The following is a 25,217-nucleotide window of genomic DNA, read 5'->3' as shown; positions in this document are numbered from 1 at the left end:
ATTAGCACACGGCACATAGCAGATAGCAGATAGCTGTGGCACGAAAGTGCCACTTTATATCAATTAAACAATATTTATTTAATTTTGAGGTGGTAAGATGAAGGAAAAAAAGATATTATTGGCAGATGATGACCAACATGTGCAGGAAATACTGAGTCTTTATTTTAAAGAAGAAGATTGTGAAGTGGTCATTGCTCAAGATGGAGCAGAAACGTTAGATTTGATGAATGAAGAGCAACCTGATTTGCTTATTTTAGATATTATGATGCCTAAGTTAGATGGCTTAGAAGTAATTAAAAAAATTAGACAGGATAGTGAAGTGCCAGTTATTTTTTTGTCAGCTAAGAGTGAAGAATTTGATAGAATATTAGGTTTGGAGTTAGGAGCCGATGATTATGTAACGAAACCCTTTAGTCCACGTGAAGTGGTTGCTAGAGCCAAGGTTATTTTTAAACGATTGGATAAAAATAAACCAGATCAAGAAGCAACTAAGGATTTAATAACTTATCCAGATTTGCTAATTGATCCTGCTAATAGAGAAGTAAAAGTAGCTGGCGAGCAATTAAATTTATCTCCTAAAGAATACGAATTATTATTATTATTAGCTAAACATCCTAAACAAGTTTTTGAGCGAGATAGATTATATGATAGAATCTGGGGGATTGATCATTATGGGGATCTGAGAACAGTTGATGTTCATATTAATTGGTTACGAGATAAGATAGATTTAGGTTATATCAAGACTGTCTGGGGTGTAGGATATAAGTTCGTAGGGGATAGTAATGATTAATAGCTTATTTAATAAGATTATGGGGAGTTATATTTTAATTCCAATTTTGATTTTATTGGTGCTAGTTATATTTCTACCTCATTATTTAGAAGACTATTTTTTAGAAAATAAAAAAGAGGAATTAGCTAGCAAGGGACAATTAGTTAGTAAGATAGTCCAAAATAATAATCAACAGGAGTTAAATGATACCTTATCTGATCTAGAAGAGCTAGTAGATACTAGTATAATTGTTATTAACCAGCAAGGTAAGATTATTAATCAAGGACGGCAGATGAATAGAATGATGAAGATGCATGGTAGAATGAAGTCGAAAATGGGAGACCATTCTGACTCACATAGAGGAATGATGAATCATAATTCTATGATGAATCGGTTTCAAAAAGAACTATTGGATTTAGAAGATGGATTAGATCAGGTATTAGCTGGTAAGACTGTTACCTTTCAAGGTAAAAGCCCTATGTTGGGTCAGTCTATAATTGCTGTAGGGATTCCTATAGAAGTTTCACCTCGATTAGCTTTATTTTTGATCTCTCCTAGTAGAGGATTACAAGAAATGGTAGTTAAAATTAGAAACTTGACTTTACAAATTACTTTGGGGGCTATTATATTAGCTTTAGGACTAGGATACTTTATTTCTCGAGGAATTACTCGTCCTTTAGAAAAGATGAAGATTCAAGCACGTAAGATGGCAGCTGGCAATTTTGATGAAAAATTAACTGATTTACCTGGGGATGAAATCGGGAAATTAGGAGCTAGTTTTAATTATATGTCAGAACAGTTAGCTAAGAATATCACTGCTTTAGATGCTGAAAAGAGTAGAATGGAAGAGATGTTAACTAGTATGACAGAAGGAGTTTTAGGAGTTACAGCTGATAAAAAGATCATGTTAGCTAATCCCAAATTAAAAGAAATTTTTAATTTAAAGCAAGACATAATTAATCATAAATTCAATTCGCATTGTCCTACTGAATTAGTTACTTTAGTAGAAGAAGTATTGGCTGAAGAAAGTGAAGCTAGTAGAGAATTTGATTGGCAAGAACAGATCATTGCTGCTCAAGCTGCTCCAGTGCAAGTTGGATCTAAATTATGGGGAGTAATTATTTTGGTGCGTGATGTAACTGAAATTAGAAAGTTAGATCAGATGAGACGGTTATTTGTAGCTAATGTATCTCATGAACTAAAAACTCCTTTGACAGCAGTACAAGGTTATTTAGAAGCGATTTTAGATGGAGTTGTAGAGCAAGAAAAGATGCAAAGAGATTATCTGCAACGAGTCTTAAGTGAGACAGAAAGAATGTCTAATTTGGTAGCAGATATTTTAGATTTATCCAGATTACAGTCCGGACAGGTGGATTTTAATTGGGAACAGGTGGATTTGATTAAATTAATTAAATCAGTAAAGATTAATTTAGAATCTAGACTTGAAAAAAGAGAAGTGATTTTAAATACTCCTGCTAAATTAGTCCTAGAGACAGATAAGAATAAGCTAGAAGAAGTACTTGTTAATCTACTGAGTAATGCAATCAAGTTTACAGATCCAGATGGAAAAATTGAAATTAAAGTATTAGACCAAGCGCAAGAAGTAACAGTAGAAATAATTGATGATGGTTTAGGGATTCCTGAGGCAGAACAGAATTATATCTGGGAGAGATTCCATCAAGTTGACCGGGCTCGTAAACCAGCTGGTGAAGGGACAGGACTAGGTTTAGCTATTGTAAAAGAAATAATAGAAAGTTTAGGAGGCAAGATAAGAGTCGAAAGTGAACTAGAAGTAGGTACTGACTTCATTTTTTCGCTACCTTACAGAGAAAATCAATAGTTATTTTTTAATAATCAAGGAGAAAAATGGTTAACATACAATTATTAACATATAAGAGAGTAATAATATAGAAAGGAGGAAGGGGATGGCTGACTCTAAATTATTTGTTAATCAGTATGTTAACCTAAGTACAATTGATGGTGAGCAAGAATATGAGGCGGAGATAGTTAAGTTAGAGGGAGAGGCTATTAAATTAAATTTATTAGATGCTGAGCTAGATAATTTAGAATCTGTTACTCCAGGAAATACTTTAGTTTTATCTTTTGTAGGCCAAAGTGCACTATATAAGTTAAATGTAGTAGTGGATAAGACTACTGAATGTTTTTTAGTAGTGACTAGAGATAGCGGGCTAGAAAGAATTCAACGGAGAAAATATGTCAGAGTACCAGTCCACAAAAAAATTCATTATAGTTTATTATCTGCTTCCCAGAACCAACTTAAAGAAGCAGTAGTGATGGATATCAGTGGTGGTGGATTACAGATGAAGGTTGATGATTTTAGTAAGTATGATCTAGACCAGGTATTAAAGTTACAGTTAGATTCTTTTGATTTTAGTTTTAATATAATTAATGGGCAAGTAATAAGAGTTAGCGAAGAAGAGGAGCCAGATTTAGATAAAAAAGTATATCAGCTAGGAGTAGAGTTTATAGGGGCTAGTAAGCAAAGGCAAGAAGAAATAATCAGTTGGGTATTTGAAAAACAAAGAGAGTTGCGCCAAAAAGGGATTATCTAATATATAAGGGATCTAAGTTTAGGTTGAGGTCTAGGCCAAGATTAAGAGTTGATATTTTAGTCTTGTTCTAGACCTCAACTAATTTAAAGAATGATTATTTAACTTTTTGGGAGATCACTACGAGCGTCTGGAGTAGCTTGTTTAGGATCTTTAAGACGTTCATTTTTTTCTTGAGCATCTACTTTGTTTAAAATTTCTTTAGTTTTTTGGTTTTCTAGTTGCTGATTAGTTTCTTTTTCTTCGGGAGAAGTTTGGGGATCTTCTTGTGTCATTTTATCCCTCCTATAAATTATTATATCAAACTTAAAAGAATATACTCTAGTAAAAATAGGATATAATAATATTGATTATGGATTATAATGGAGGGGAATAAAGATGAATCAAGAAATAATTGATTATCTAGAAAGTCGAGTTGACTACCAACAAGTGATTGGGACTCCTTATCAGGTAGAAGAGATGACTTTAATTCCTATAGTTGATATCTTACTTGGTTGTGGAGGAGGACAAGAAGCTAGCGGAGGAGGGGCTAGTCTGACTCCGAGAGCAATAATTATAATTAAAGCAAGTGGTGAGGTTTCTTTTGTGTCTTTAAAAGAAGATTGTTCAAAGCAGGAGGTAAAGGAACAATTACCGGAGATACTATCTAGAATAGAAGAGATTAATTGAGGAGGGATGTCAATCTTTAAACTACAGCAAAAGGATGGAGTTAAGTATTATATCATTGAAGAATTTGCTGCGACAGGATTAGTTGAACACGCCTTTACTACTAGAGTAGGAGGCGTTAGTACAGGTGAGTATGCTAGTTTAAATTTAGGTTTGCATGTAGCAGATAAAAAAGAAGCAGTATTAAAAAATAGAAAACAGATTTGTAAAGTATTGAATAGTAACCCCCAGAATTTAGTAGCTGGAAAACAGGTACATAGTGATCAGATTAAGTTAGTTACTGCTCAGGATAAAGGTAAGGGAGCATTAGATTATGAGACTGCCGTAGATGATACGGATGCTTTATTAACAGCTGAATCTGGGATTTTGTTAACTTCTTATTATGCTGATTGTACTCCGATTTTTTTATTGGATCCTGAGTCTGAAGTAGTAGGTTTAGTTCATGCAGGTTGGCGAGGAACAGTAGAAAAAATTGCTCAACAGACTGTTATGAAGCTGAAAGAGGTGTACGGAACAGAGCTAAATGACTTGTTGGTGGGGGTTGGCCCGGCTATTGGTAAGTGTTGTTACCAAGTGGACAGTAAAGTTATTGAGCCTTTACAAAAGCAGTTTTCTCAGTGGCAACAGTTAGTGGATAAAGTAGCTGACGACCAGTGGAAGTTGGATTTGAGTTTAGCTAATCAGGTTCAACTAGAGGAAATAGGAGTTCCTAGCAAGAATATTATACATAGCAATTTATGTACTGCTTGTGATTCTAACTTATTTTATTCTCACCGTAGAGATGGTACAAGGACTGGTAGAATGGCTAGTTTAATAAAATTAAAATAAATGGGGGATTGGTTATGGCAGCTAAAATATTAGTAGTTGATGATGAAGAAAATATAGTCCAATTAGTTGAGTTTAATTTAAAAAAAGAAGGATACGAAGTGATTACTGCCTCTAAAGGCCAACAAGCATTAGAGCTTGTCAGACAACAGGAGCCTGATTTAATAGTCTTAGATTTGATGTTACCTGGAGTCGATGGGTTTGATATTTGTAGAAAAATTAGACAAAATGATCAATACAGTAACTTACCGATTATTATTTTATCAGCTAAAGAAGAAGAAGTGGATAAGATACTAGGGTTAGAATTAGGAGCAGATGATTATGTTACTAAACCCTTTAGTCCTCGGGAATTAATTGCTCGAGTTAAGGCAGTTTTAAGACGAGTTGAAGGCCAATCATCTACCCCAGAGGTGATTGAAGCAGGTGATATTAGATTGGATTTAAATAAATACCAAGTTGAAGTTAGTGAGGTTGAAATTGATTTAACACCTAAGGAATTTGAATTATTATCTATTTTAATAACTAATATTAATCAGGTATTTTCCAGAAGTTATCTACTAAAAGAAGTGTGGGGCTATGATTACCAAGGGGATACTAGAACTGTAGATGTTCATATTAGAAGATTAAGAAAGAAGATTGGAGAGTATAGTACTCTAGACTATATTAAAACTGTTAGAGGAGTAGGTTATAAGTTTGTAGAATCCAAATAAGGAGTTAGAAGACAATGCTACAGAGATTTAAAAAATTGCGATGGAAGATTGTAACTTTATATTTACTTTTATTAGTTGTTACACTAGTTGCTTCAGGCTTTTTTTTACAAAAATCACTAGAGGATTATTTTTCTGATTGGTTAGATAAAAAATTAGTGGGGGAGATGAAGTTAGTAACTGGGGTGGTTAAGCCTCTGATTAAAACTAAAGAAGCAACCAAATTGGATAGGTTAATTGAGGAATATGGTGAAGAATTACAGACTAGGATTACAGTTGTTGCCGCTAGTGGTCAAGTATTAGCTGATTCAAGGGAAAATCCAGCCGAAATGGATAATCATATAGATCGTCCTGAGATCCAAGAGGCGCTAAGAGAGGATCTTGGTAAGTCGATGAGACATAGTGCTACATTAAATATTGATATGAGATACGTAGCTTTACCTATTGTAGATCAAGGTGAAACGATTGGTATTATTAGAGCAGCTTTAGATTTAAAGAAGTTAAATCGACTCTATTATGGCATCTGGGAAGTTTTATTTCAGACAGGCATAATTGCTTTTTTAATATCTATTTTACTTTCTTTTAAATTTGCCAAACGGATTACTAATCCTATCCGGGAGATGACTTCTGTTGCGCAAAGAATGGCTAATGGCTTTTTAGATCAGAAATTGGTTATTAAGACTGAAGATGAAATAGGTAAGTTAGCTAAAATGTTTAATCATATGGTTAACCAAGTTAAGGAAAATATGCAACAATTATCCACTGAAAAGAGTAAAGTGGAAGCAATTGTAACTAGTATTGGTGATGCTATAATTGCTGTTAATGAGTCAGGAGAAGTCATTTTAGTTAATTTAGCTGCCGAAGAAATATTCCAGATTACAGAAGAAGAAGTGCTAGGTGAGTCAGTGATTCAGATTACTAAAAATTATAAATTAGATGAATTAATCACTGAATCTCTAGAGACAGGAAAAGAATTAACAGAGGAAGTAGATTTATTATTACCTGAGGAGAGAACTTTTCGAGTCCAGTTGGCCCCTATTGAACGTAAAGACCAGTTAAGAGGAGTAGTAGTTAGTTTACGAGATATTACAGATATTAGGAGATTAGAACAGATGAGAAAGGAATTTGTTAGTAATGTATCTCATGAGCTAAAGACTCCTTTGACGTCAATTAAAGGTTATGTAGAAACGTTATTGGAAAGCAACCCAGATTTAGATACGTATAATTCTTTTTTAGAGGTAATAGATGATGAAACGGAACGACTGGAGTATTTAATTAATGATATATTGGATTTATCTAAAATAGAAGCAGGTAATAATTTATTAGAAGATGAGTTATATATTCCAGAAATTATTAATGATGTAATTCCTGTCTTAGCTCCTAAAGCTGAACAAAAAAATATTGATGTCCAATTGGATATAGAATCTGATTTACCTAAGATTACTGGTAATCAGGAACAACTCTCTCGGTTATTGATTAATTTAATTGATAATGCTCTGAAATATACTCCAGCAGGCGGGAGAGTTGAAGTTAAAAGCTATACTGAGAATGATAAATTAGTTATTGAAGTAGAGGATAATGGAATGGGGATTCCTCAGGAAGATATATCGCGTATCTTTGAACGATTTTATCGAGTTAATAAAGCAAGAAGTAGAGAACTAGGGGGGACTGGTCTAGGACTTTCTATTGTCAAGCATATTGTGGAGCAACATAATGGTATAATTGAAGTAGAAAGTGAATTAGAAGTAGGTACTAAATTTATTGTTAAGTTTGCTCTTTAAAGGGCCAACTTTTTATAGATATTCCAATTTAAAATGAACCTATATTGATATATTGTGTCACCTATGGTGACACAGTCGTCATGTGTGCTGTCAGCCAATTCAAAACCTTTAAATTCAAAATCTAACCCCTTAAAATTACTATGTTTTAAGGGGTTGAATTAGCACACGGCACATAGCAGATAGCTGATAGCTGATATAAAGTGGCACTTTATATCAATTAATCTACATTCTAATAAAGGAAATCGAGTTTCTACATTAATTCTTAGATACAATCGATAATATTTTTTTATTTGACAAACTTTGTTGCTAGAGATATAATTACTTTGTAAAAAAAGGAGTTGATGTTACTAATGAGTGGTGTAATTACTTTAGGTGAAGCACTAATTGATTTTACTCCTCTAGATGAGGACAATATGAAGTTTAAAAAGAATCCTGGTGGCGCTCCAGCTAATGTGGCAGTCGGATTGAGCTGTCTAGGAGTTGAGACTAGTTTTGTAGGAAAAGTGGGAGATGATGTTTTGGGTAATTTTCTCCAACAGACTTTAACAGATAAAGGTGTTAATACAAGTGAGATGTTATTAACTACTGAAGCTAGAACAGGACTAACTTTTGTTACTTTAGATGATCAGGGAGATAGGAATTTTGATTTTTATATTGATCCTAGTGCAGATAGGTTTTTAAGAGAAGAAGAGATTAACCCGGATATTTTTTCTGAGCCTAAGATTTTTCATTTTGGTTCTATTTCTTTAATTGATGAACCAGCTCGGAGTGCTATTAAGCAGGCAGTGAAGTTGGCCCAAGAGAATGATTTGGTCGTTTCTTATGATCCTAATTTGCGGATGAATCTCTGGGATACTGCTCAGGATGCTAAAGCAGGGATTATTTCTATGTTAGGTGAGACTGATATTCTAAAGATATCAGAAGAAGAACTAGAATTTATTACTGGAACGCAAGAGGTAGAAGTAGGTGCGCAAGAACTACAAGAAGAATATGATATTCCTTTAATCTATGTTACTTTTGGTAGCCAAGGGGCTTATTATTACTATCAGGGTACTATAGAATTTATTCCAGCTATGGAAGTAGAAACAGTAGATACAACAGGAGCTGGTGATGCCTTTGTATCTGGTATTTTATATAATATCAATCAGACTGATAAAGATCTAAGAGAATTAGATAAAGAATTTTTAGATTATACTACTGAATTTGCTAGTGTATCGGGAGGTTTAGCTGCTTCAGAGAGTGGTGCTATGTCGGCTTTACCAACTTTAGAGGAAGTTAAAAACATTTTAGAAAATAAGTAATGTCCTTGTTTGTTGATTTTTGGTTATTTATGGTGTATAATTGTAGTCAGTAGAAGTTAGGGATAATGTATAGTTGAGAAGGGGTTTAAATATGTCGATAACTATTAAAGAAATAGCTAAATTAGCTAATGTTTCTAAATCGACAGTTTCTCGAGTGATTAATAATTCAGACCATGTAAGTGATAAAGTCAGAGAAAAAGTAGAACAGATTGTAGAGGAAACAGGATACGCGCCCAATTCTCTAGCAAAGGATTTACACAGGAATCGAACTGATACAATAGGAGTTATTCTACCCAAGATAAATACTAGCACATTTTCGGCAGCAGTTGAAGGTATTAGTAATACGATGTATGAAAATGGTTATGATGTTCTATTGACTAATACTAGATTAAATAATGAAGAAGAGATTAATCATTTACAATTGCTTAAGGAAAAGAGAGTTAGCGGTATTTTACTCTTTGGTACTCAGTTTACAGAAGAACATGTAGAAATGTTGACTAAAATGAATATTCCAGTAGTGGTGCTAGGCCAGGATATTACTGATATTTTAGAAATTCCTTGTGTAATTCATGATGATTTTCAGTCAGCTCAGGATATAGTAAATTATTTAATAGAACAAGGTCATAACAGAATTGGTTACATTGGGGTTGAAGAATATGATGAAGCCGTAGGTCAATTTAGAAAGCAAGGCTATTTGACAGCACTCCAGGAAAATAATTTACCAGTCAAAGAAGAATATATGTACAAAGATGGTTTTAGTATAGATTCAGGTTACCAAGGGATGACAGAAATAATTAATAATACTCAGAAGTTGCCTACAGCAGTTTTTGCTGCTACAGATCGATTAGCTATTGGAGCTATGAAGTGTCTAAAAGATAATGGATATCGAATTCCTGAAGATGTATCAATAGTGGGAATTGGTGATGCTGATATAAGTCCATTAATAACTCCTGAATTAACGACTATTCATTATAATCATTTTCGGGCTGGAGCAGAGGCTTCTAAGTTATTATTACAGCATATTAACAATCAAGAAATCCCTTATAAATTAGTAATGGATCACCATATAGTTGAACGAAATAGTGTAATTAAAGTTTAATTTTAATTTCCTTTGGGAAGGTTCCCATTATTTTTTTCATCTCATGGGAAGGATCCCAAAAGTTTATAAAATACAGTTTAACTTTATACATAAGATTATAATTTTAATAATATTTAAAATTAGTTTATAGCTTTAGAAAGAGGAAATAAGATTAGAGACTTAATAAGTAAACAACCCCTCTATTATCCACATTAAAAAGGAGGATAAAAGATGGATTATAGGAAGACAGCTGAAGAAATCATTCGGGCAATTGGTGGTAAAGAAAATGTTGATAGTGCAGCTCATTGTGCAACTAGATTACGTTTGGTACTTAAAGATAATGACCAGGCTGACCAAGAAGCGGTAGAGAGTGTTGCAGGAGTAAAAGGAGCTTTCAAGAATTCGGGCCAATTTCAGATTATTATTGGCCAAGGTACAGTTGATAAAGTATATGAGGAATTTACTGAACTAGGTGAAGTTTCAGAAGTGAGTAAGAGTGCAGCTAAACAGAAAGCAATGAAGAATTTAAATCCTTTCCAACGCTTTGCTAGAATATTATCTAATATTTTTGTACCGATTATCCCTGCTATTGTAGCTAGTGGAGTTTTAATGGGAACTTTAGGAATGCTTAAGGCTTATGGAGTTGTTAGTGGAGATAGTGCAGCCTTTACTTTGCTAAATATGTTCTCTAATGCAGCCTTTGTCTTTCTGCCAGTAATCATTGCTTTTAGTGCAGCTAAAGAATTTGAGACTAATCCTTATTTAGCTTCTGTATTAGGAGGGATTATGATCCACCCTGCTTTACAGAATGCTTGGACAATTGGCAAAGGTATTGAGAAATCAATTAATTTATATGGTCTAGAGATTGGAATGGTTGGTTATCAAGGTACAGTATTACCAATCTTATTAGCTGTCTGGATTATGAAGTATATTCACGGTTTCTTAAAGAAAGTTGTACCAGATGTGTTAGATATAATTGTAACGCCATTTATAACTATTTTAAGTACAGGATTTATTTCATTAGTGGCTATTGGCCCCTTTGCTAGATTTATTGGTGATGGTATTTCTTTTGGATTACAAGCAATTTATGATGTTGCTGGTCCAGTAGCAGGATTGATTTTTGGTGGTTTATATTCCACTATTGTAATAACTGGAATCCATCACAGTTTCCATGCTATTGAGGCAGGATTATTGTCTAATCCAGATATTGGAGTTAACTTCTTATTACCAATCTGGTCTATGGCTAATGTTGCTCAAGGTGGTGCCGCTTTTGCAGTGTACTTTATGACTAATGATACTAATATGAAGCAGATTTCACTGCCTGCAGCAACTTCTTGTCTGTTAGGTATTACCGAAGCTGCAATCTTTGGTGTTAATTTAAGATTAATGAAGCCCTTCATTGCTGGTGCTATTGGTGGTGCTTTAGGTGGAGTTTATGTAGTACTTACTAATGTAGGTTTTACTGGTTTAGGCTTAACAGGAATTCCGGCAGCTACTATTGCAGCTTCAGGAGATCTTGTTAATTATATTATTGGTTTAATTATTGCCTTTGGTGGTGCTTTTGCTGGTACTTGGATGATAGGTTTTGAAGAATAATAATCTGGTATAAATAGTTGCAGGAAGGGAGGGAAACCTCCCTTTTTTAGTTTATAATTTAGATACTATTGATATAATGTGTCACTGACACATTATATCAATAGTCGTGAGCTATGAGTTATGAGTCATGAGCCAATTCAAAGTCAAAATCATAAATCTAATTTAATCTCTAAAGTTTAGAAGTTATAGTGGTTTTGATTTTGAGTTTGAAGATTTTGATTTAGCCCACAGCTCACGACACATGACTCACGACTGTGTCACCTGCGGTGACACAATATATCAATAATTAATAATCTAGGATGGAGGGATAAAATGGACCAAGAAAAGCAAGAAGATTTATTAACTAGAGCTAATCAAGCTATTGCTGAGGCAAGAAAAGAAGCTACAGCTGATTATTATAGATTACAGTTTCATATTATGCCTCCAGCTGGTTGGTTAAATGATCCTAATGGCTTTATTCAATTTGAGGGGACGTATCATTTGTTTTATCAATTTAATCCTTTTGGAGCTGAGGATGGTCTGAAATTCTGGGGGCATTATACTAGTCAAGATTTAGTAAACTGGAGTGAACAGCCGATTGCTTTAGCACCAGATACTTGGTATGAAACTCATGGTTGTTATTCTGGTAGTGCTGTAGATAATAAGGGAGAGCTTACTTTAATTTATACTGGAAATGTAAAAAGAGAAGGAATCAGAAGTTCCTATCAGTGTCTAGCTACTACTGATGATGAGATAGACTTTACTAAAAGTAAAGATAATCCTGTTATTCAGGGCCAACCTGAAGGTTATACTGCTCATTTTAGAGATCCAAAAGTGTGGTGTAAAGATGATTCGTGGTATATGGTAATTGGAACTCAGACTGTTGAAGAAGAGGGGCGAGTCTTATTATATAAATCTTCTGATTTAAAAGAGTGGCAGTTAGTAGGTGAAGTAGCTGGTAGTAACCTACATGGTCTAGAGGACTTTGGTTATATGTGGGAGTGTCCAGATTTATTTGAATTAGGAGATAAAGAAGTATTAATCGTTCTTCCTCAGGGATTAGAGGCGGAAGGAGATTTATACAATAATATCTATCAAGCAGGCTATTTTGTAGGAGATTTAGATTATGAAACAGGAGAGTTTGCCCATGGTGAATTTACTGAATTAGATAGAGGATTTGATTTTTATGCTGCTCAAACAACACTAGATGAGCAAGGGAGAAGGATTTTAGTGGCTTGGATGGGGCTACCAGAACAGGATGAGAATTATATTGAACGGAAAAATGGTTGGATTCACGCTTTAACAATTCCGCGTGTTTTAGAATTAGGAGAAGATAACAAATTAGTCCAGCAACCAGTCGAAGAAATGAAACAGTTAAGACATAATTATGTAGCAGAGAGTGACTTAGAACTCAATGATCAAGAACTAGAACTTGCTGGAGTTTCAGGTGATGTGATTGAATTAAAGGCTAAGTTTGAACTAGAGGATGCTACTGAATGTGGAGTTAAGATTAGATGTGGGGAAAATGGTAAGCAAGAAACTGTAATTAAGTATAATAAAGAAAGTGAAAAATTAGTCTTTAACCGGTCCAACTCTGGTCAAGGGGCAGGCGGAGTCCGACGTTGTAGCTTAAAGAGTCCAGATACAATTAAATTACATTTATTTATTGATCGTTCTTCTGTAGAATTATTTGTTAATGGCGGAAGAGAGGTATTTAGCAGTAGAATCTATCCTAGTCCCGATAGTACAGGAGTTAAATTCTTTGCCCAGCAAGGAAGGGCTACTCTGAAACAAGTTGATAAGTGGGATCTGGATTAAAAGAAGGGCGGAGGTAATCCGCCCTTTAAATAATTATTCTACTACTTTTTGGTCACCAGGTACCCAGCTATTAACTAACTCGGGATGATTAGTAACAAACTTTTTAGCTGCTTTTTCTGGCTTCATATTTTCTTGACTAATATTTAACATGAGACTTCCTAGTTGTTCAGTACTGAGTTTATAATTGGATAGTACTTTAGCTACCTGAGGTAAGTCTTCTTTAATATTTTGGCGACCAAGACTTTTAATCATTTCTCCTTCGCCCATTGTTTTTTGCGGATCTTCTAAGAATTTAAGATCCCATTTGGACCATTTCCAGTGAGGCTTCCAACCAGTAACTACAATAGGTTCTTTTTCTCTGATTGCTTTGCCTAAAGTCGTAGCCATTGCTGGCCCACTACTTCCAACTAACTTCCAGTCATCAATTTCATAACTAGGCATAGTTTTCTTATTGACTATCTGCATTTCAGTAGCTCCCGGATCAATTCCTACTATTTTACTATCAAACTTATTAGCATTTTCTTTTAGTTCTGCTATACTATCAACATCAACATACTCAGGAACTACTAGCCCAATTTTAGCTGAATCATAGTTGGCCCCTAGATCAGTTAATTGATCACCATATTTATCCCAGTATTCTTTATCAGTGTTAGGAAGCCAAGCACAAACAAAGGCATCTAAGTCTCCCTTAGCTGCTCCTTGGTACATAGCTGCAAATTGAAGAATAGGCGTTTTGACTTTATAGCCCATTCTTTGTAATACTTCTTTAACTACATAAGTAGATGCTTCTGCTGAGGCCCACTGCACATAACCAATTTCTACCTCTTTTTCTTTAACTTGTTCTTGTTGCTTACTTTCTTCCTGATCTTGTGGTTCATTTTGCTGACTAGCCTGTTGTTGGCTAGTACAACCAGTGATAATAGTAAAGACTAGTACCACAATTGCCATTAAACTAAGAACTTTTGTAAGTCGTTTGTTATTCATTTTTTCCCTCCTTAGAGAATTAATACAAAATATATTTATGTAACCTTCACCATAGGATTATAAGATAGAATTTGCTTTTTATCAAGAGCTTATTTGGTTTTTTTGTAATTTTTTAACTCTAATTTTTATTATTATTTGTTAATTATACTTGATTTTATTATTTTAGTGCTGTATAATAAAACCAACAATTCCGGTAGGTATAATAAAGATTGGAGGAGAAAAAATGAAAAAAATAGGTTTTATACTAACTATTTTAATATTAGTAGGTGGTTTGGTAGTAGGTTGTACTACTAGTCAGCAGACTGCTGAGGAGGAAAAAGTACTCCAAGTAGGCTTAGAAGGTACTTATCCACCATTTAACTTTGAGAATGATGCCGGAGAATTAGCCGGATATGATGTAGAAGTAGCTCAAGAAATTGCCCAAAGAATTGGTTACCAAGTTGAGTTTGTTCCTACTAAGTGGTCAGGAATGTTTGGGGCACTAGAAGCTAGGAAGTTTGATCTGATTGTTAATCAGGTTGCTATTACTCCTGAACGGAAAGAAAAGTATGCTTTTACTGAACCTTATGTTTATTCAGGGGCGCAATTGATTGTTAGAGAAGGACAGGATGATATTAATTCTTTAGAGGATTTAAAAGGTAAAAAAGTAGGAGTTGGAGCGGGTAGTAATTATAGACAAATCGTTAATGACTTTGATAAACATAATGAAATAGAAGTTAAGACTTACGAAGTATTATTGGATACCTTAAATGATGTAGCAATAGGTAGAATTGATGCAGCTTTAAATGATAAATTAGTAGCAGGAATTAATATTCAAAAGACTGATTTGGATCTTAAGTTAGCTGGAGAACCAGTTAAGGAAGTAGTTAATGGGATTGTATTACGCAAAGATAATGACCAACTGCTGAACAAAATCAACGGAGCATTACAAGAAATGAAGCAGGATGGTACGCTAAAAGAAATTTCTAAAAAATGGTTTGGGGTTGATGTTAGCAAGTAATTGAGGGGATAAAGATGATAAATACTGCAGCAATAATTGATAAATTACCATTGATTTTACCTTTAGGATTAGTTACACTCCAGATTGCACTGATAGCAATGGGAATTGGATTAGTATTAGGATTAGTTACTGCTTTGCTGAGGTTATATAATATTCCAGTATTAGATAAAGTATCTGAATTATATGTCTTTGTTATTCGGGGGACTCCTTTATTAGTCCAGATCTATATTGTTTATTTTGGGTTACCCCGAATTGGAGTTGAGTTTAATGCTTTTGATTCTGCTTATTTAGCTTTAGGAGTTAATGTAGGAGCTTATCTATCAGAGGTATTTCGCGGGGCTATTAAATCAATTGACAAGGGCCAACTGGAGGCAGCTTTATCAGTTGGGATGACCTATTGGCAGGCCATGCGGCGGATTATTCTCCCGCAAGCTGCTGTAGTGGCTTTACCAACTACAGGTAATACCTTTATTAATTTAATCAAGAATACTTCTTTAGTCTTTGTGATTAGTATTGAAGAAATCATGGCTAAGACAAAAAAGCTAGCAGCTTTACATGGTAATTATTTAGAGATGTATATTACAGCTGCCCTAGTTTATCTGATTTTATTCTTTGTTATCTACCAGAGTCAAAAGTTACTAGAAAACTATCTAGAACGAGCTTATAGGTAAGGTTGGTTGATAATATGTTAAAAATAAAAAACTTGCATAAGTCATTTGATCAATTAGAAGTGTTAAAAGGTATTAATTTAGAGATTGAGGAAGGAGAAGTAGTCGTCTTAATTGGGGCTAGTGGTTCGGGAAAATCAACATTATTGAGGTGTATCAATTATCTTGAAATTCCTAATCAAGGGCAACTTACTTTAGGAGACTTAGAAGTTGATCTCAGTAAAAGAGATAAAACTAAAATTCATCAATTGCGCCAGAGAACAGGTATGGTCTTCCAAAGTTATAATTTATTTAAGAATAAGACAGCTTTAGAGAATGTGACTGAAGCTTTAGTAGTAGTCCAGAATTTATCTTCTCAGGAAGCTAGAACAGTTGGTCAGAATTTATTAACTAAAGTGGGATTAAAAGAGAAAGAAGATGTTTACCCCGCCTCTTTATCCGGCGGCCAACAACAAAGAGTCGGGATTGCTAGAGCTTTAGCAACTGATCCTGACTTAATGTTATTTGATGAACCAACTTCTGCTTTAGATCCTGAGTTGATTGGGAATGTGCTAGCAGTGATTAAGGAGTTGGCCCAAGAAGGTATGACTATGTTAGTAGTCACTCATGAGATGGATTTTGCTCGTGAGGTAGCAGATAAGATTGTTTTTATGGATCAAGGAGTAGTTATAGAAGCTAGCAGTCCAGAGAAGATGCTTTCTCAACCTGAAGTAGACCGAACCCAAGAGTTTTTAGCGCGAGTAATTAGATAAAGTTAGATGGCTGGTAGGCTAATAGCTTGCCAGTCTTTTTATATTAATTAGGTTGTTGAGCAAATAACTAATAGCAAAGACTTCTTTGTTAAAAATATTTACAATCAATTTTTATTATGATAATATGAATTTAAATTCATAAAATTTAAAAGGAGGAGATTATGCCGAAAATAATTGAAAATGTGGAGGAAAAAATATTTTATACTGTAATAGAGTTGGTAAAGCAAAATGGTTTAAAAAATACTAGTATGAAGATGATTGCTGAAAACACAGACATAGCAGTGGGAACACTTTATAATTATTTTTCCAATAAAGAAGAACTTATTTCTTATGTTATTAGTAAAAGTTGGAAAAATACTTTTAGAAAATTGGATCAAATATTAGAAGAAGACTCTGCTAATAATAAAAAGGTTGAAAAATTTGTTATCACTCTTTATGAAGAAATTTCTAAAAGAAAAGCGATAGGAAATAAATTAATAAAAAACAATATTATTGCTGAGGAAAGATTTGAAAAAATAAAATCTAAATTGCAGATGAAATTTATGACTTTATTTGATATTTTGGATTTAGGAAAGAATCAATTTTTTTCTTATAGGCTAGTTGATACTATTATAGTGACTATTATTAATTTATCAAGTGCTTATAATGATTATCATGATGAAAATGTGACATTTCTTAAAAAATTATTATCAAATTTATTGTACTAATTTTTAATTATTTGCTTTTAAATGAATTTAAATTCATAAAAAGAAGGGAGTATAGCAATGGAAATTGAAATCTTAATAATTCTTTTAGCAGGTTGGGGAGCTGGAATAGTTACAGGACTTGTAGGAGCTTCGGCAGTAGTAATTGTTGCTCCAGTATTAATTACATTTTTGGGGTATACTCCATATGTAGCAATTGGAATAAGTTTAGCAACAGATGTCGTTGCTTCGTCTATTTCAGCCTATACTTTTCAAAAGCATGGTAATTTAAAATTAAAAGAAGGATTTTATTTAGCAATGGCTTCTGTAACTGCTGCTATGATTGGAAGTTGGCTATCTAATTATATGTCTCCTTCTATTTTAGGAGGGAGTACTGGTTTTGTGATATTATTTATGGGAATATCTTTTTTACGGAAACCATTAGATGAACGATTAAAAGATTTTCAAGACAAGTTTGATTTATCATTTTGGAAGAAAAGAAAGACTTTTTCAGCTGTAATTTTTGGAGGAGTAATAGGGTTAATGACTGGTTTTTTTGGGGCAGGTGGTGGAATGATGATTCTTATGGTTTTAACTTTTATTTATGGTTTTTCTATTCATGTTGCTGTGGGAACTTCAGTTTTAATTATGACTTTTAATGCTTTATTAGGCTCTATAAGTCATTTTATTGTTAATCAGCATATTCCATATTTTGAGGTTTTAGTTAGTGGTTTTGGAGGTTTAATTGGTGCTGTTATGGCTGCTGTTTATGCTAACACAATATCTGAAAAAAATTTATCTAAAATAGTAGGAGGGATATTTGTTATTCTGGGGATTATTTCTGTTATTAATTAGTTTTGCTTTTTATGTAATATATAAGTATTTGAAACTGAAATAATAGTTAGTAGAATGTGTGTGTTACTTATTTCAGTAATTGTTTTATGATTAACTTTAAATCTGCTATATTAGTTTTAGTTGTTTAGAAGCAAGTAGGTTTAGGAAGTACTCTATATGAGATTGTCCCTGGTTTCATCTGTAATGTGGTCATAATTTCGGGAGTTAATGTTTTTGTGGAACAAGAAGATCAGCAGATGATAGATGAATTTGAGGAAGTAGAGAGTAGAGTATAATATTGGGAGTAAATCGCCTTTTAAGAGGCGATTTTTTAATTTTAAGTATATTTTCTTAATGGGTTAGAGAAGTTGATAATTATAAACTACTATTGCATTTTTATTCAATAACATTTATAATAATACAAACAAAAGATAAGACCAGACAAAGAAGGTGGGGAAAATGAAAAATAATTATTTAGCTACAGATTATATAGATCAAGAACAGACCATTATTGGAGAAATTGGAGAATTAGCAGAAGAATATGATGATATTATTAATTTGAGTCTTGGTGATCCAGATTATCCAACTAACAACCAAGTTATAGAATCAGCTTTTGCGGATGCTCAAGCTGGACATACACGGTATACTGCTCCTTTAGGAGATTCTGAACTAAGAGAAGAGATTATTAATTACAATCAACAAGAATTTGGATTGGAAATTGATTTGTCTCAGGTAATGGTTACAGTAGGAGCCTGTCATGGAATGTTTTTAGCTCTAGAGTCGATTTTAGATGAGGGAGATGAAGTGATTATTCCTGCTCCTTACTTTACTCCTTACTTACAACAAATTAAATTGGCTGGGGGAACACCTATAATTTTAGAAACAACTGAAGAAGATGGTTTCGAAATTAATATTAACAAATTAAAGTCAGTGGTTACTAAGCAGACAAAAGCTATTATAGTTAATACGCCTAATAATCCAACAGGAGCTTGTTGGAGTCAAGAGACATTAGAAGATTTAGCTGATGTGGCTCAGAAAAAAGATTTAATTGTGTTAGCAGATGAAGTTTATGGATCTTTAACATTTCAAGGTTCTTTTAATCCTTTAGCTACTATTGCAGGAATGCAGGAGCGGACCATAACAATAGCTAGTTTTTCTAAGGATTATGCTATGACTGGTTGGAGAGTAGGTTATGTATTAGCTCCAGCGCCTATAATAAATTGTATGCAGAGTATAAATGAAGGAATTTGTTATTCAGCTCCTACTATTTCGCAAAGAGCTGCTATTTATGCTTTAAGAAAGAGAGATCAAATTCAACCACCTATGATTGATGAGTATAAAGAGCGAGTAACATATGCGTACCAAAGAATTAAGCAGATTCCTAATCTGTCAGTTTTAGCTCCGGAAGGGACTTTTTATTTATTTATTAATATTCAAGAGACTGGATTGACTTCAGTTGAAGTTAGTAAACGGATGTTAGAAGAAGCTAAAGTATTAGCTATTCCGGGAGTTGCTTTTGGAGATTGTGGGGCAGGATATATTCGGATTGCTTGTACAGTAGGGCAGGAACAATTAAAGTTGGCTTTTGATCGGTTAAAAAATATGAATATTTTTAATAAGAAAGGAAGATTATAGTGGATCAATTAACAGTTGGATTTTCTACTTATACTATGGGGGATAATGTCATACAAAAGTTAGGTGATTTATGTCAACAGTATGGTAAGCGAGTTTTAGTTATTGGCGGTAAAACTGCATTAGCAAAAACAAAAGAAAAAATCAACGCTACTATAGAAGATAGTAAGTCAGAGATTATTGATTTTATGTGGTATGGAGGAGAGTGTACTTATCAAAATATTAAGTTAGGTAGTAGTAAGGTTAAGAGGACTCAAACTGATATAATTATAGGTGTTGGGGGCGGAAAAGCTTTAGATACAGCAAAAGGAGTAGCAGAAGAATCAGGCTTACCTATAATTACAGTTCCTACAATTGCAGCTACTTGTGCAGCAACTACGCCAATTTCAATTGTTTATAATACCAGTGGCGATTTTGATTCTTTCTTTCATTTAACTAACCCACCTGTACATATTGTAATTGATAGCCAGATAATAGCTAATGCACCTACTAATTATTTACGAGCTGGTATAGGTGATACAGTAGCTAAGCGTTATGAAGTAGAGATTAAATCTAGAGGCGATCAATTAGCTTATAGTTCTGCTTTAGGAAAGAGAATGAGTAGTATGTGTCTTGAGCCTATAATCAAGTATGGTGTTGAAGCTGTTGAAGACTGTAGGAAGAATCATAATTCTTTTGCGTTAGAGCAGGTTATTTTAAATAATATTATTACTACTGGATTAGTTTCTATATTAGTTAAAGAAAAATATAATGGAGCTTGTGCGCATGCATTATGTTATGGATTAACTTTAGTAGAAGAGGTAGAAGAAAATTATTTGCATGGAGAAATTGTAGCCTATGGAGTTTTAGTCCAGTTAATTATGGATCAGCAGAATGAAGAATTTCAGCGAGTTTATTCCTTATTTGCAGAATTAGGACTCCCTATTTCTGTAGCTGATTTAAAAATTAAGGTTGATAAAGATTATTTAGCAGCTGTATTAAAAGCAGCAGTAGCTAGTGAGGATCTAGTTGATATGCCTTATCAGGTTACTAAGGATATGTTTTATAAGGCAATAAAAAGATTAGAAAATGTTAAAAAGGAGGAGACATAATGGATAATAGTTTAGAAACTGAACTAGATTATGGTTTGGCCCACGAGACTGATCAACAGGTGGAGATAAATAAGTATAAGGTACTAAAGTTTTTACTGCCTTCCTTAATTGGTGTTTTTATGTTTTTATGTCCTGTTCCTTATGATGGAGCAATTAGTGCTCCGGTAGGTGTTATCTCAGAATGGCTAGCGGCAAGTGGAGAAGCTTATTTACCATTAGTAGTAACTACAGTAATTATTTTATCAGCTGTAGTTTCAACAGTAACAACTATTTTCAAACCTAAGCTGATAACTGATAATCAATTATTAAGTAAATTATTTTCAACTAGTAATTTTTATTTAGCTTTTAGAATTATAGGATCTATATTTGCAGTTTTAGTTTTAAATGAATTGGGAACAGAAATTATTTATTCTACTGATACTGGTGGGACTATGATGTCCTTGATCTCGAAATTAATTGCTTGGTTCTTTGCAGCTTCTTTTTTAATGCCGTTATTAATAGAATTTGGAGCTATGGATTATACAGGTACAGTAGTTAGAGGAGTTGTTAAGCCTTTATTTACCTTACCAGGTCGGGCTGCTATAGATTTAGTAACTTCTTGGGTTGGTAATTGTAATGTAGGAGTTGTCTTGACTAGAAAACAGTATGATGCAGGGTTTTATACTGGTAGAGAAGCTGCTACAATAGGAACTTGTTTTTCGGCTGTCTCTTTACCATTTTGTTTAGTTGTAGCAGCTTTATTGGAAGTAGATAATTTATTTATTCCTTTTTATGCTACAGTAGTAATCACCGGTATTCTTAGTGTAGTGATTATGTCTCGGATTCCACCATTAAGTAAATTTCCTAGTACTTATCATTCTAAAGTGGGGAAACAGATTGCTGAAGAAGAACCAGCTGGGATGAAAAAGACAGATTGGGCTTTACAAAAAGCTGTGCAACGAGCTCAAGAAGTTGATAGTGTAACTGAAATTCTCTACCAAGGATTAGAGACTTTCCTAAATATAATTTTCAGTCTGGCGCCCTTAGTAATGGCTTGGGGAACGATAGCTTTGATAATAGCAACTTATACTCCTGTATTTGATTGGTTATCTTTACCTTTTGCTTATTATTTACAAGTTTTAGGAGTGCCAGAAGCTTTTGAGGCAGCTCCAGCAACAATAGTAGGTTTTGCAGATATGTTTATTCCAGCAATCTTAGCTGCTAGTATAGAATCAGTTAAAACAAGATTTATTATTGGTGTTCTATCATTAGTCCAGATTATCTATATGACAGAAGTGGGAACCTTATTATTGACTTCAAATATACCTGTTGATTTTAAAGATTTAGCAGTTATATTCTTGGAAAAGACAGTTATAGTGATTCCAATTATTGTGTTATTGGCTAATATTTTTGTTTAATCCTCTTTACCTGTGCCAACTAGGCACAGGTTTTTTGTTATTTGGTAGGATATTAGGTAAACTAGTAGATAAGGAGGGAAATTATGCTTAAGATAGGTCATCGAGGAGCTGGGGCGTTGGCCCCGGAGAATACACTAGTTTCTTTTAGGCAGGCAATAAAGACAGGTGTTGATCTGATAGAGTTAGATATTCAACTGACAAAAGATAATCAGTTAGTAGTTTTTCATGATGCTAATTTAGAGCGGATTACAGGTGCTGATTTACGAATTAAAGATTTAACTTTAGCTCAGTTAAAACAATATGATATCGGTAGTTGGTTTGCTGAAAGATTTCGAGGAGAGAGAATACCTACTTTACAAGAAGTAATTCAGTTAGTAAAGGGAAAAGTCCAATTAAATATCGAGCTGAAACCAGGGGTAGACTATCCTCAGTTAGTGATTAAAAAGTTACTAAGGTTACTAATTAGAGAGGACTTTAAATCGGAAGTTCTGATTTCTTCTTTTAATCATCGGCTACTACAGAAAGTTAAAGAATTTGATGCTACTTTACAGACGGCTATTTTAGTTGCCTCTCTACCAGTTAAGCCAGTTAAAATGATTAAGTGGGCTAGGGCGGATGGGATCCACTCTCATTATTTAGCTGTAACCAAAGAATTAGTAACAGAGGTACAGAGGAAAGGTTATTTTATTAATACTTGGACAGTTAATAAGAGACAAGTAATTAAAGATTTACAACACAAAGAAGTAGACGGCATTATAACTGATGACCCTAGGTTATTTAAATAAAAATATTAGTTTTAACAGAATATTAACACTAACTTAATCAAGTTGTAAAAAAGGGATGTTATACTTGGAAGTGCAAAGTAAGAGAGATAAGAAATCTAAGCTACATAAAAAAAGGAGGCAGATTAAATGTTTAATAAGAAAACTTTAGCTTTATCTTTAGTGTTGATTTTGACAGCTGGTGTAGTAGTTAATTTAACAGGACAGGCTGGAGCTTGGTGGATCTTTGGTGATGATCAGGAAGAAGAGGCGCAACAGGAAAAGGCTTATGTCCAGGTTAAAGGTTCTGATACAATTGTTAACTTAGCTCAGACATTAGCTGAACAATATATGGAGGATAATCCGAACCATTCTTTATCGGTAACTGGAGGCGGATCGGGAACAGGAATTGCTGCTTTAATCAATGATAAAGTGGATATTGCTGATGCATCTCGAGCTATGAAGCAAAGTGAGATCGAACAGGCAGAGAATAATGGAGTAGATGTTAATAGGTATGTAATTGCTATGGATGGTTTATCAGTAATTGTGAATGAGAATAGTCCAGTAACTGACTTAACAGTTGATCAGATTGGAGCAATTTATAGAGGAGAAATTACTAACTGGAAAGAAGTTGGGGGACCTGATAAGGAGATCACGCTTTATGGCCGACAGAGTAACTCCGGAACTTTTGTTTACTTCCGAGATAATGTATTAGAGGCTGATTATTCTGCAAATATGAATCGAATGAATGGTAACGCTCAGATTGTGGAAGCTGTTAAAGCTGATGAGTCTGCAATTGGTTATGTGGGAATTGGTTATGTAGTAGACGATGGTGATGTAACAGAGGGGCTTGATATTGTAAATGTAGCTAAAGATTCTTCTTCTGACTATGCTACTCCTTTAAAGCCGGAAAATGTTAAGACTGGAAAGTATCCATTAGCTCGACCACTAAACCAATATACTAATGGTCAACCAAGTGGAGCAGTACTAGAATTTCTTAAATATGAATTAAGTGAGGAAGGACAAGAGACTGCTGTTGAAGAAGGTTTCTATCCTGTAAGTCCTAAGTACCAAAAAATCAATGCTGAGAATGGAATAGATATGTAGTAAATTCAATCTTAATTACTACCCAGCTTATCTAGATAAGCTGGGTTTATATTTGTTAAGCTGATAAAATGTAACAGATTGGAGGGAAGATTTAAATAATATTTTCCAGGAATTTAATACTTGGTCTGTAAATTAATCAATAAAGAATAAAAATTAGGATATATTATTAAATGAGCTATTAAAGATTTATGAAAATGTTAATAGAATATTAACATAATTTTAACGAAATTGTAACAATCTTAGATCTGCTATTTGTTATACTTAAAGACGGTCAATAAAAATCAAACAGGGGGCCAAAAAATGTTGAACAAAAAATTATCTAGTATATTTATTCTAGTTTTAGTAGTTACTTTATTAGCTGGATGTGGAGGCAATAATAATTCTGGTAATCAGTCATCTTATATTCAAATTAAAGGATCAGATACTATTGTTAACTTAGCGCAAAGTTGGTCAGAAGAATATATGGCAGACCAAGAGGAAACAAGTATTTCAGTAACTGGTGGCGGATCTGGGACAGGAATTGCTGCCTTAATTAATGATAAAGTTGATATTGCTAATTCATCTCGCCAGATGAAACCTAAAGAAAAAGAACAGGCTCAGAATAATGGAGTCAATCCAGTAGAGTTTGTAGTGGCAATGGATGGTTTATCAGTAATTGTTAATCAGAATAGTCCAGTTGCCGATTTAACTGTTGAGCAAATTGGAGAAATTTTTAGAGGAGATATTACTAACTGGCAGGAAATTGGTGGGCCAGATCAAGAGATCACTTTGTATGGTCGCCAAAGTAATTCCGGAACTTTTGTTTATTTTAGAGATAATGTATTAGAAGCTGATTATTCTGCAAATATGAATCGGATGAATGGTAACGCGCAGATTGTTGAAGCAGTTAAAGAGGATAATTCAGCAATTGGTTATGTAGGTATTGGTTATGTTTTAGAGGATGATGAGCCAGTAGAGGGAGTTGAGATCTTAAATGTAGCTCAAGATGAAGGTGCTGAACCTGCTACTCCATTAGATCCTGCTAATATCAAGTCTGGTGTTTACCCTTTAGCTCGTCCTTTATATCAGTATACTGATGGACAACCTACAGATCAAGTATCGGATTTTATAGAGTATGAATTAAGTAAGATAGGTCAAGAAATAGCTGTGGAAAAAGGATTCTATCCTGTTACAGAGGAATATAGCCAAGAAAATGAAAAACAATTAAGCCAATAAATT

General features: G+C 33.8%; 24 protein-coding genes. 22 read left to right on the top strand and 2 right to left on the bottom strand.

Translation table 11 applies throughout. The annotated features are described in order from the left end of the window. The first annotated feature begins 97 nt into the window (after positions 1-97). The 3 genes from ACYQ3D_RS03690 to ACYQ3D_RS03680 all read left to right on the top strand — a co-directional run bounded on the left by ACYQ3D_RS03690 (position 98) and on the right by ACYQ3D_RS03680 (position 3,342). Complete coding sequence (locus tag ACYQ3D_RS03690; protein ID WP_459836372.1) at positions 98-790, top strand: response regulator transcription factor; 693 nt, start codon at positions 98-100, stop codon at positions 788-790. After that, positions 783-2,609 (top strand): HAMP domain-containing sensor histidine kinase, encoded by a 1,827-nt coding sequence (locus ACYQ3D_RS03685; protein ID WP_459836369.1) that lies wholly within the window; start codon positions 783-785, stop codon positions 2,607-2,609. Before ACYQ3D_RS03690 ends, ACYQ3D_RS03685 begins: the two co-directional genes overlap by 8 nt. An 85-nt stretch (positions 2,610-2,694) precedes the next feature. Then, positions 2,695-3,342 carry a flagellar brake protein gene (locus ACYQ3D_RS03680; RefSeq protein WP_459836367.1) on the top strand — a complete coding sequence of 216 codons (648 nt, stop codon included), beginning with the start codon at positions 2,695-2,697 and terminating at the stop codon, positions 3,340-3,342. Between the two features lie 98 nt (positions 3,343-3,440). Here ACYQ3D_RS03680 and ACYQ3D_RS03675 read toward each other — a convergent pair whose 3' ends face one another. After that, complete coding sequence (locus ACYQ3D_RS03675) at positions 3,441-3,614, bottom strand: hypothetical protein (RefSeq protein WP_459836365.1); 174 nt, start codon at positions 3,612-3,614, stop codon at positions 3,441-3,443. 103 nt (positions 3,615-3,717) lie between these two features. Here ACYQ3D_RS03675 and ACYQ3D_RS03670 point away from each other — a divergent pair, with 103 nt between their 5' ends. The 8 genes from ACYQ3D_RS03670 to ACYQ3D_RS03635 all read left to right on the top strand — a co-directional run bounded on the left by ACYQ3D_RS03670 (position 3,718) and on the right by ACYQ3D_RS03635 (position 13,090). Beyond that, complete coding sequence (locus ACYQ3D_RS03670; RefSeq protein ID WP_459836363.1) at positions 3,718-4,008, top strand: spore germination protein GerW family protein; 291 nt, start codon at positions 3,718-3,720, stop codon at positions 4,006-4,008. 6 nt (positions 4,009-4,014) lie between these two features. Beyond that, positions 4,015-4,833 (top strand): peptidoglycan editing factor PgeF, encoded by an 819-nt coding sequence (pgeF, locus tag ACYQ3D_RS03665; protein WP_459836360.1) that lies wholly within the window; start codon positions 4,015-4,017, stop codon positions 4,831-4,833. Positions 4,834-4,847: 14 nt separating this feature from the next. Further along, on the top strand, positions 4,848-5,540 hold the full coding sequence (locus ACYQ3D_RS03660; RefSeq protein ID WP_459836358.1) for a response regulator: 693 nt from the start codon (positions 4,848-4,850) through the stop codon (positions 5,538-5,540). Between the two features lie 14 nt (positions 5,541-5,554). Beyond that, complete coding sequence (pnpS, locus tag ACYQ3D_RS03655) at positions 5,555-7,318, top strand: two-component system histidine kinase PnpS (RefSeq protein WP_459836356.1); 1,764 nt, start codon at positions 5,555-5,557, stop codon at positions 7,316-7,318. A 350-nt stretch (positions 7,319-7,668) separates the two neighbouring features. Continuing rightward, positions 7,669-8,619: a carbohydrate kinase family protein gene (locus tag ACYQ3D_RS03650; protein ID WP_459836354.1), complete on the top strand. Its 951-nt coding sequence runs from the start codon at positions 7,669-7,671 to the stop codon at positions 8,617-8,619. 91 nt (positions 8,620-8,710) lie between these two features. Continuing rightward, positions 8,711-9,718 carry a LacI family DNA-binding transcriptional regulator gene (locus ACYQ3D_RS03645; RefSeq protein ID WP_459836351.1) on the top strand — a complete coding sequence of 336 codons (1,008 nt, stop codon included), beginning with the start codon at positions 8,711-8,713 and terminating at the stop codon, positions 9,716-9,718. A gap of 210 nt (positions 9,719-9,928) precedes the next feature. Beyond that, positions 9,929-11,293, top strand: coding sequence for a sucrose-specific PTS transporter subunit IIBC (locus tag ACYQ3D_RS03640; RefSeq protein WP_459836349.1), 1,365 nt, complete (start codon positions 9,929-9,931; stop codon positions 11,291-11,293). A 312-nt stretch (positions 11,294-11,605) separates the two neighbouring features. Continuing rightward, complete coding sequence (locus tag ACYQ3D_RS03635) at positions 11,606-13,090, top strand: glycoside hydrolase family 32 protein (protein ID WP_459836347.1); 1,485 nt, start codon at positions 11,606-11,608, stop codon at positions 13,088-13,090. Between the two features lie 33 nt (positions 13,091-13,123). On the opposite strand, the gene ACYQ3D_RS03630 is transcribed toward ACYQ3D_RS03635, so the two are convergent. Further along, positions 13,124-14,074: a glycine betaine ABC transporter substrate-binding protein gene (locus ACYQ3D_RS03630; protein ID WP_459836345.1), complete on the bottom strand. Its 951-nt coding sequence runs from the start codon at positions 14,072-14,074 to the stop codon at positions 13,124-13,126. A 223-nt stretch (positions 14,075-14,297) separates the two neighbouring features. Between ACYQ3D_RS03630 and ACYQ3D_RS03625 the strand changes: the two genes are divergently transcribed. The 11 genes from ACYQ3D_RS03625 to ACYQ3D_RS03575 all read left to right on the top strand — a co-directional run bounded on the left by ACYQ3D_RS03625 (position 14,298) and on the right by ACYQ3D_RS03575 (position 25,214). Next, positions 14,298-15,074 (top strand): transporter substrate-binding domain-containing protein, encoded by a 777-nt coding sequence (locus tag ACYQ3D_RS03625; protein WP_459836343.1) that lies wholly within the window; start codon positions 14,298-14,300, stop codon positions 15,072-15,074. Between the two features lie 14 nt (positions 15,075-15,088). Then, on the top strand, positions 15,089-15,745 hold the full coding sequence (locus ACYQ3D_RS03620) for an amino acid ABC transporter permease (RefSeq protein WP_459836341.1): 657 nt from the start codon (positions 15,089-15,091) through the stop codon (positions 15,743-15,745). A 14-nt stretch (positions 15,746-15,759) separates the two neighbouring features. Beyond that, a complete protein-coding gene (locus tag ACYQ3D_RS03615) occupies positions 15,760-16,494 on the top strand; it encodes an amino acid ABC transporter ATP-binding protein (RefSeq protein ID WP_459836338.1) in 735 nt (244 codons plus the stop codon). A 161-nt stretch (positions 16,495-16,655) separates the two neighbouring features. Then, a complete protein-coding gene (locus ACYQ3D_RS03610) occupies positions 16,656-17,201 on the top strand; it encodes a TetR/AcrR family transcriptional regulator (RefSeq protein ID WP_459836336.1) in 546 nt (181 codons plus the stop codon). A gap of 57 nt (positions 17,202-17,258) precedes the next feature. Beyond that, complete coding sequence (locus ACYQ3D_RS03605; protein WP_459836334.1) at positions 17,259-18,032, top strand: sulfite exporter TauE/SafE family protein; 774 nt, start codon at positions 17,259-17,261, stop codon at positions 18,030-18,032. A 438-nt stretch (positions 18,033-18,470) separates the two neighbouring features. Then, on the top strand, positions 18,471-19,646 hold the full coding sequence (locus ACYQ3D_RS03600) for a pyridoxal phosphate-dependent aminotransferase (protein WP_459836331.1): 1,176 nt from the start codon (positions 18,471-18,473) through the stop codon (positions 19,644-19,646). Next, entirely contained in the window at positions 19,646-20,734 is a 1,089-nt protein-coding gene (locus ACYQ3D_RS03595; protein WP_459836329.1) for an iron-containing alcohol dehydrogenase family protein, read from the top strand. Before ACYQ3D_RS03600 ends, ACYQ3D_RS03595 begins: the two co-directional genes overlap by 1 nt. Continuing rightward, complete coding sequence (locus ACYQ3D_RS03590) at positions 20,734-22,131, top strand: YjiH family protein (RefSeq protein WP_459836327.1); 1,398 nt, start codon at positions 20,734-20,736, stop codon at positions 22,129-22,131. The genes ACYQ3D_RS03595 and ACYQ3D_RS03590 overlap by 1 nt, the downstream gene beginning before the upstream one ends. Before the next feature lie 83 nt (positions 22,132-22,214). Beyond that, positions 22,215-22,916 (top strand): glycerophosphodiester phosphodiesterase, encoded by a 702-nt coding sequence (locus ACYQ3D_RS03585; protein WP_459836325.1) that lies wholly within the window; start codon positions 22,215-22,217, stop codon positions 22,914-22,916. Between the two features lie 126 nt (positions 22,917-23,042). Beyond that, positions 23,043-23,999, top strand: coding sequence for a PstS family phosphate ABC transporter substrate-binding protein (locus ACYQ3D_RS03580; RefSeq protein ID WP_459836322.1), 957 nt, complete (start codon positions 23,043-23,045; stop codon positions 23,997-23,999). Positions 24,000-24,299: 300 nt separating this feature from the next. Then, positions 24,300-25,214, top strand: coding sequence for a PstS family phosphate ABC transporter substrate-binding protein (locus tag ACYQ3D_RS03575; protein ID WP_459836320.1), 915 nt, complete (start codon positions 24,300-24,302; stop codon positions 25,212-25,214). Positions 25,215-25,217: the final 3 nt, after the last annotated feature.

It is taken from the genome of Halanaerobaculum tunisiense (genome assembly GCF_054657635.1).
Note: the sequence above shows the minus strand (reverse complement) of the source record. Positions and strands in the feature narration are given on the sequence as shown.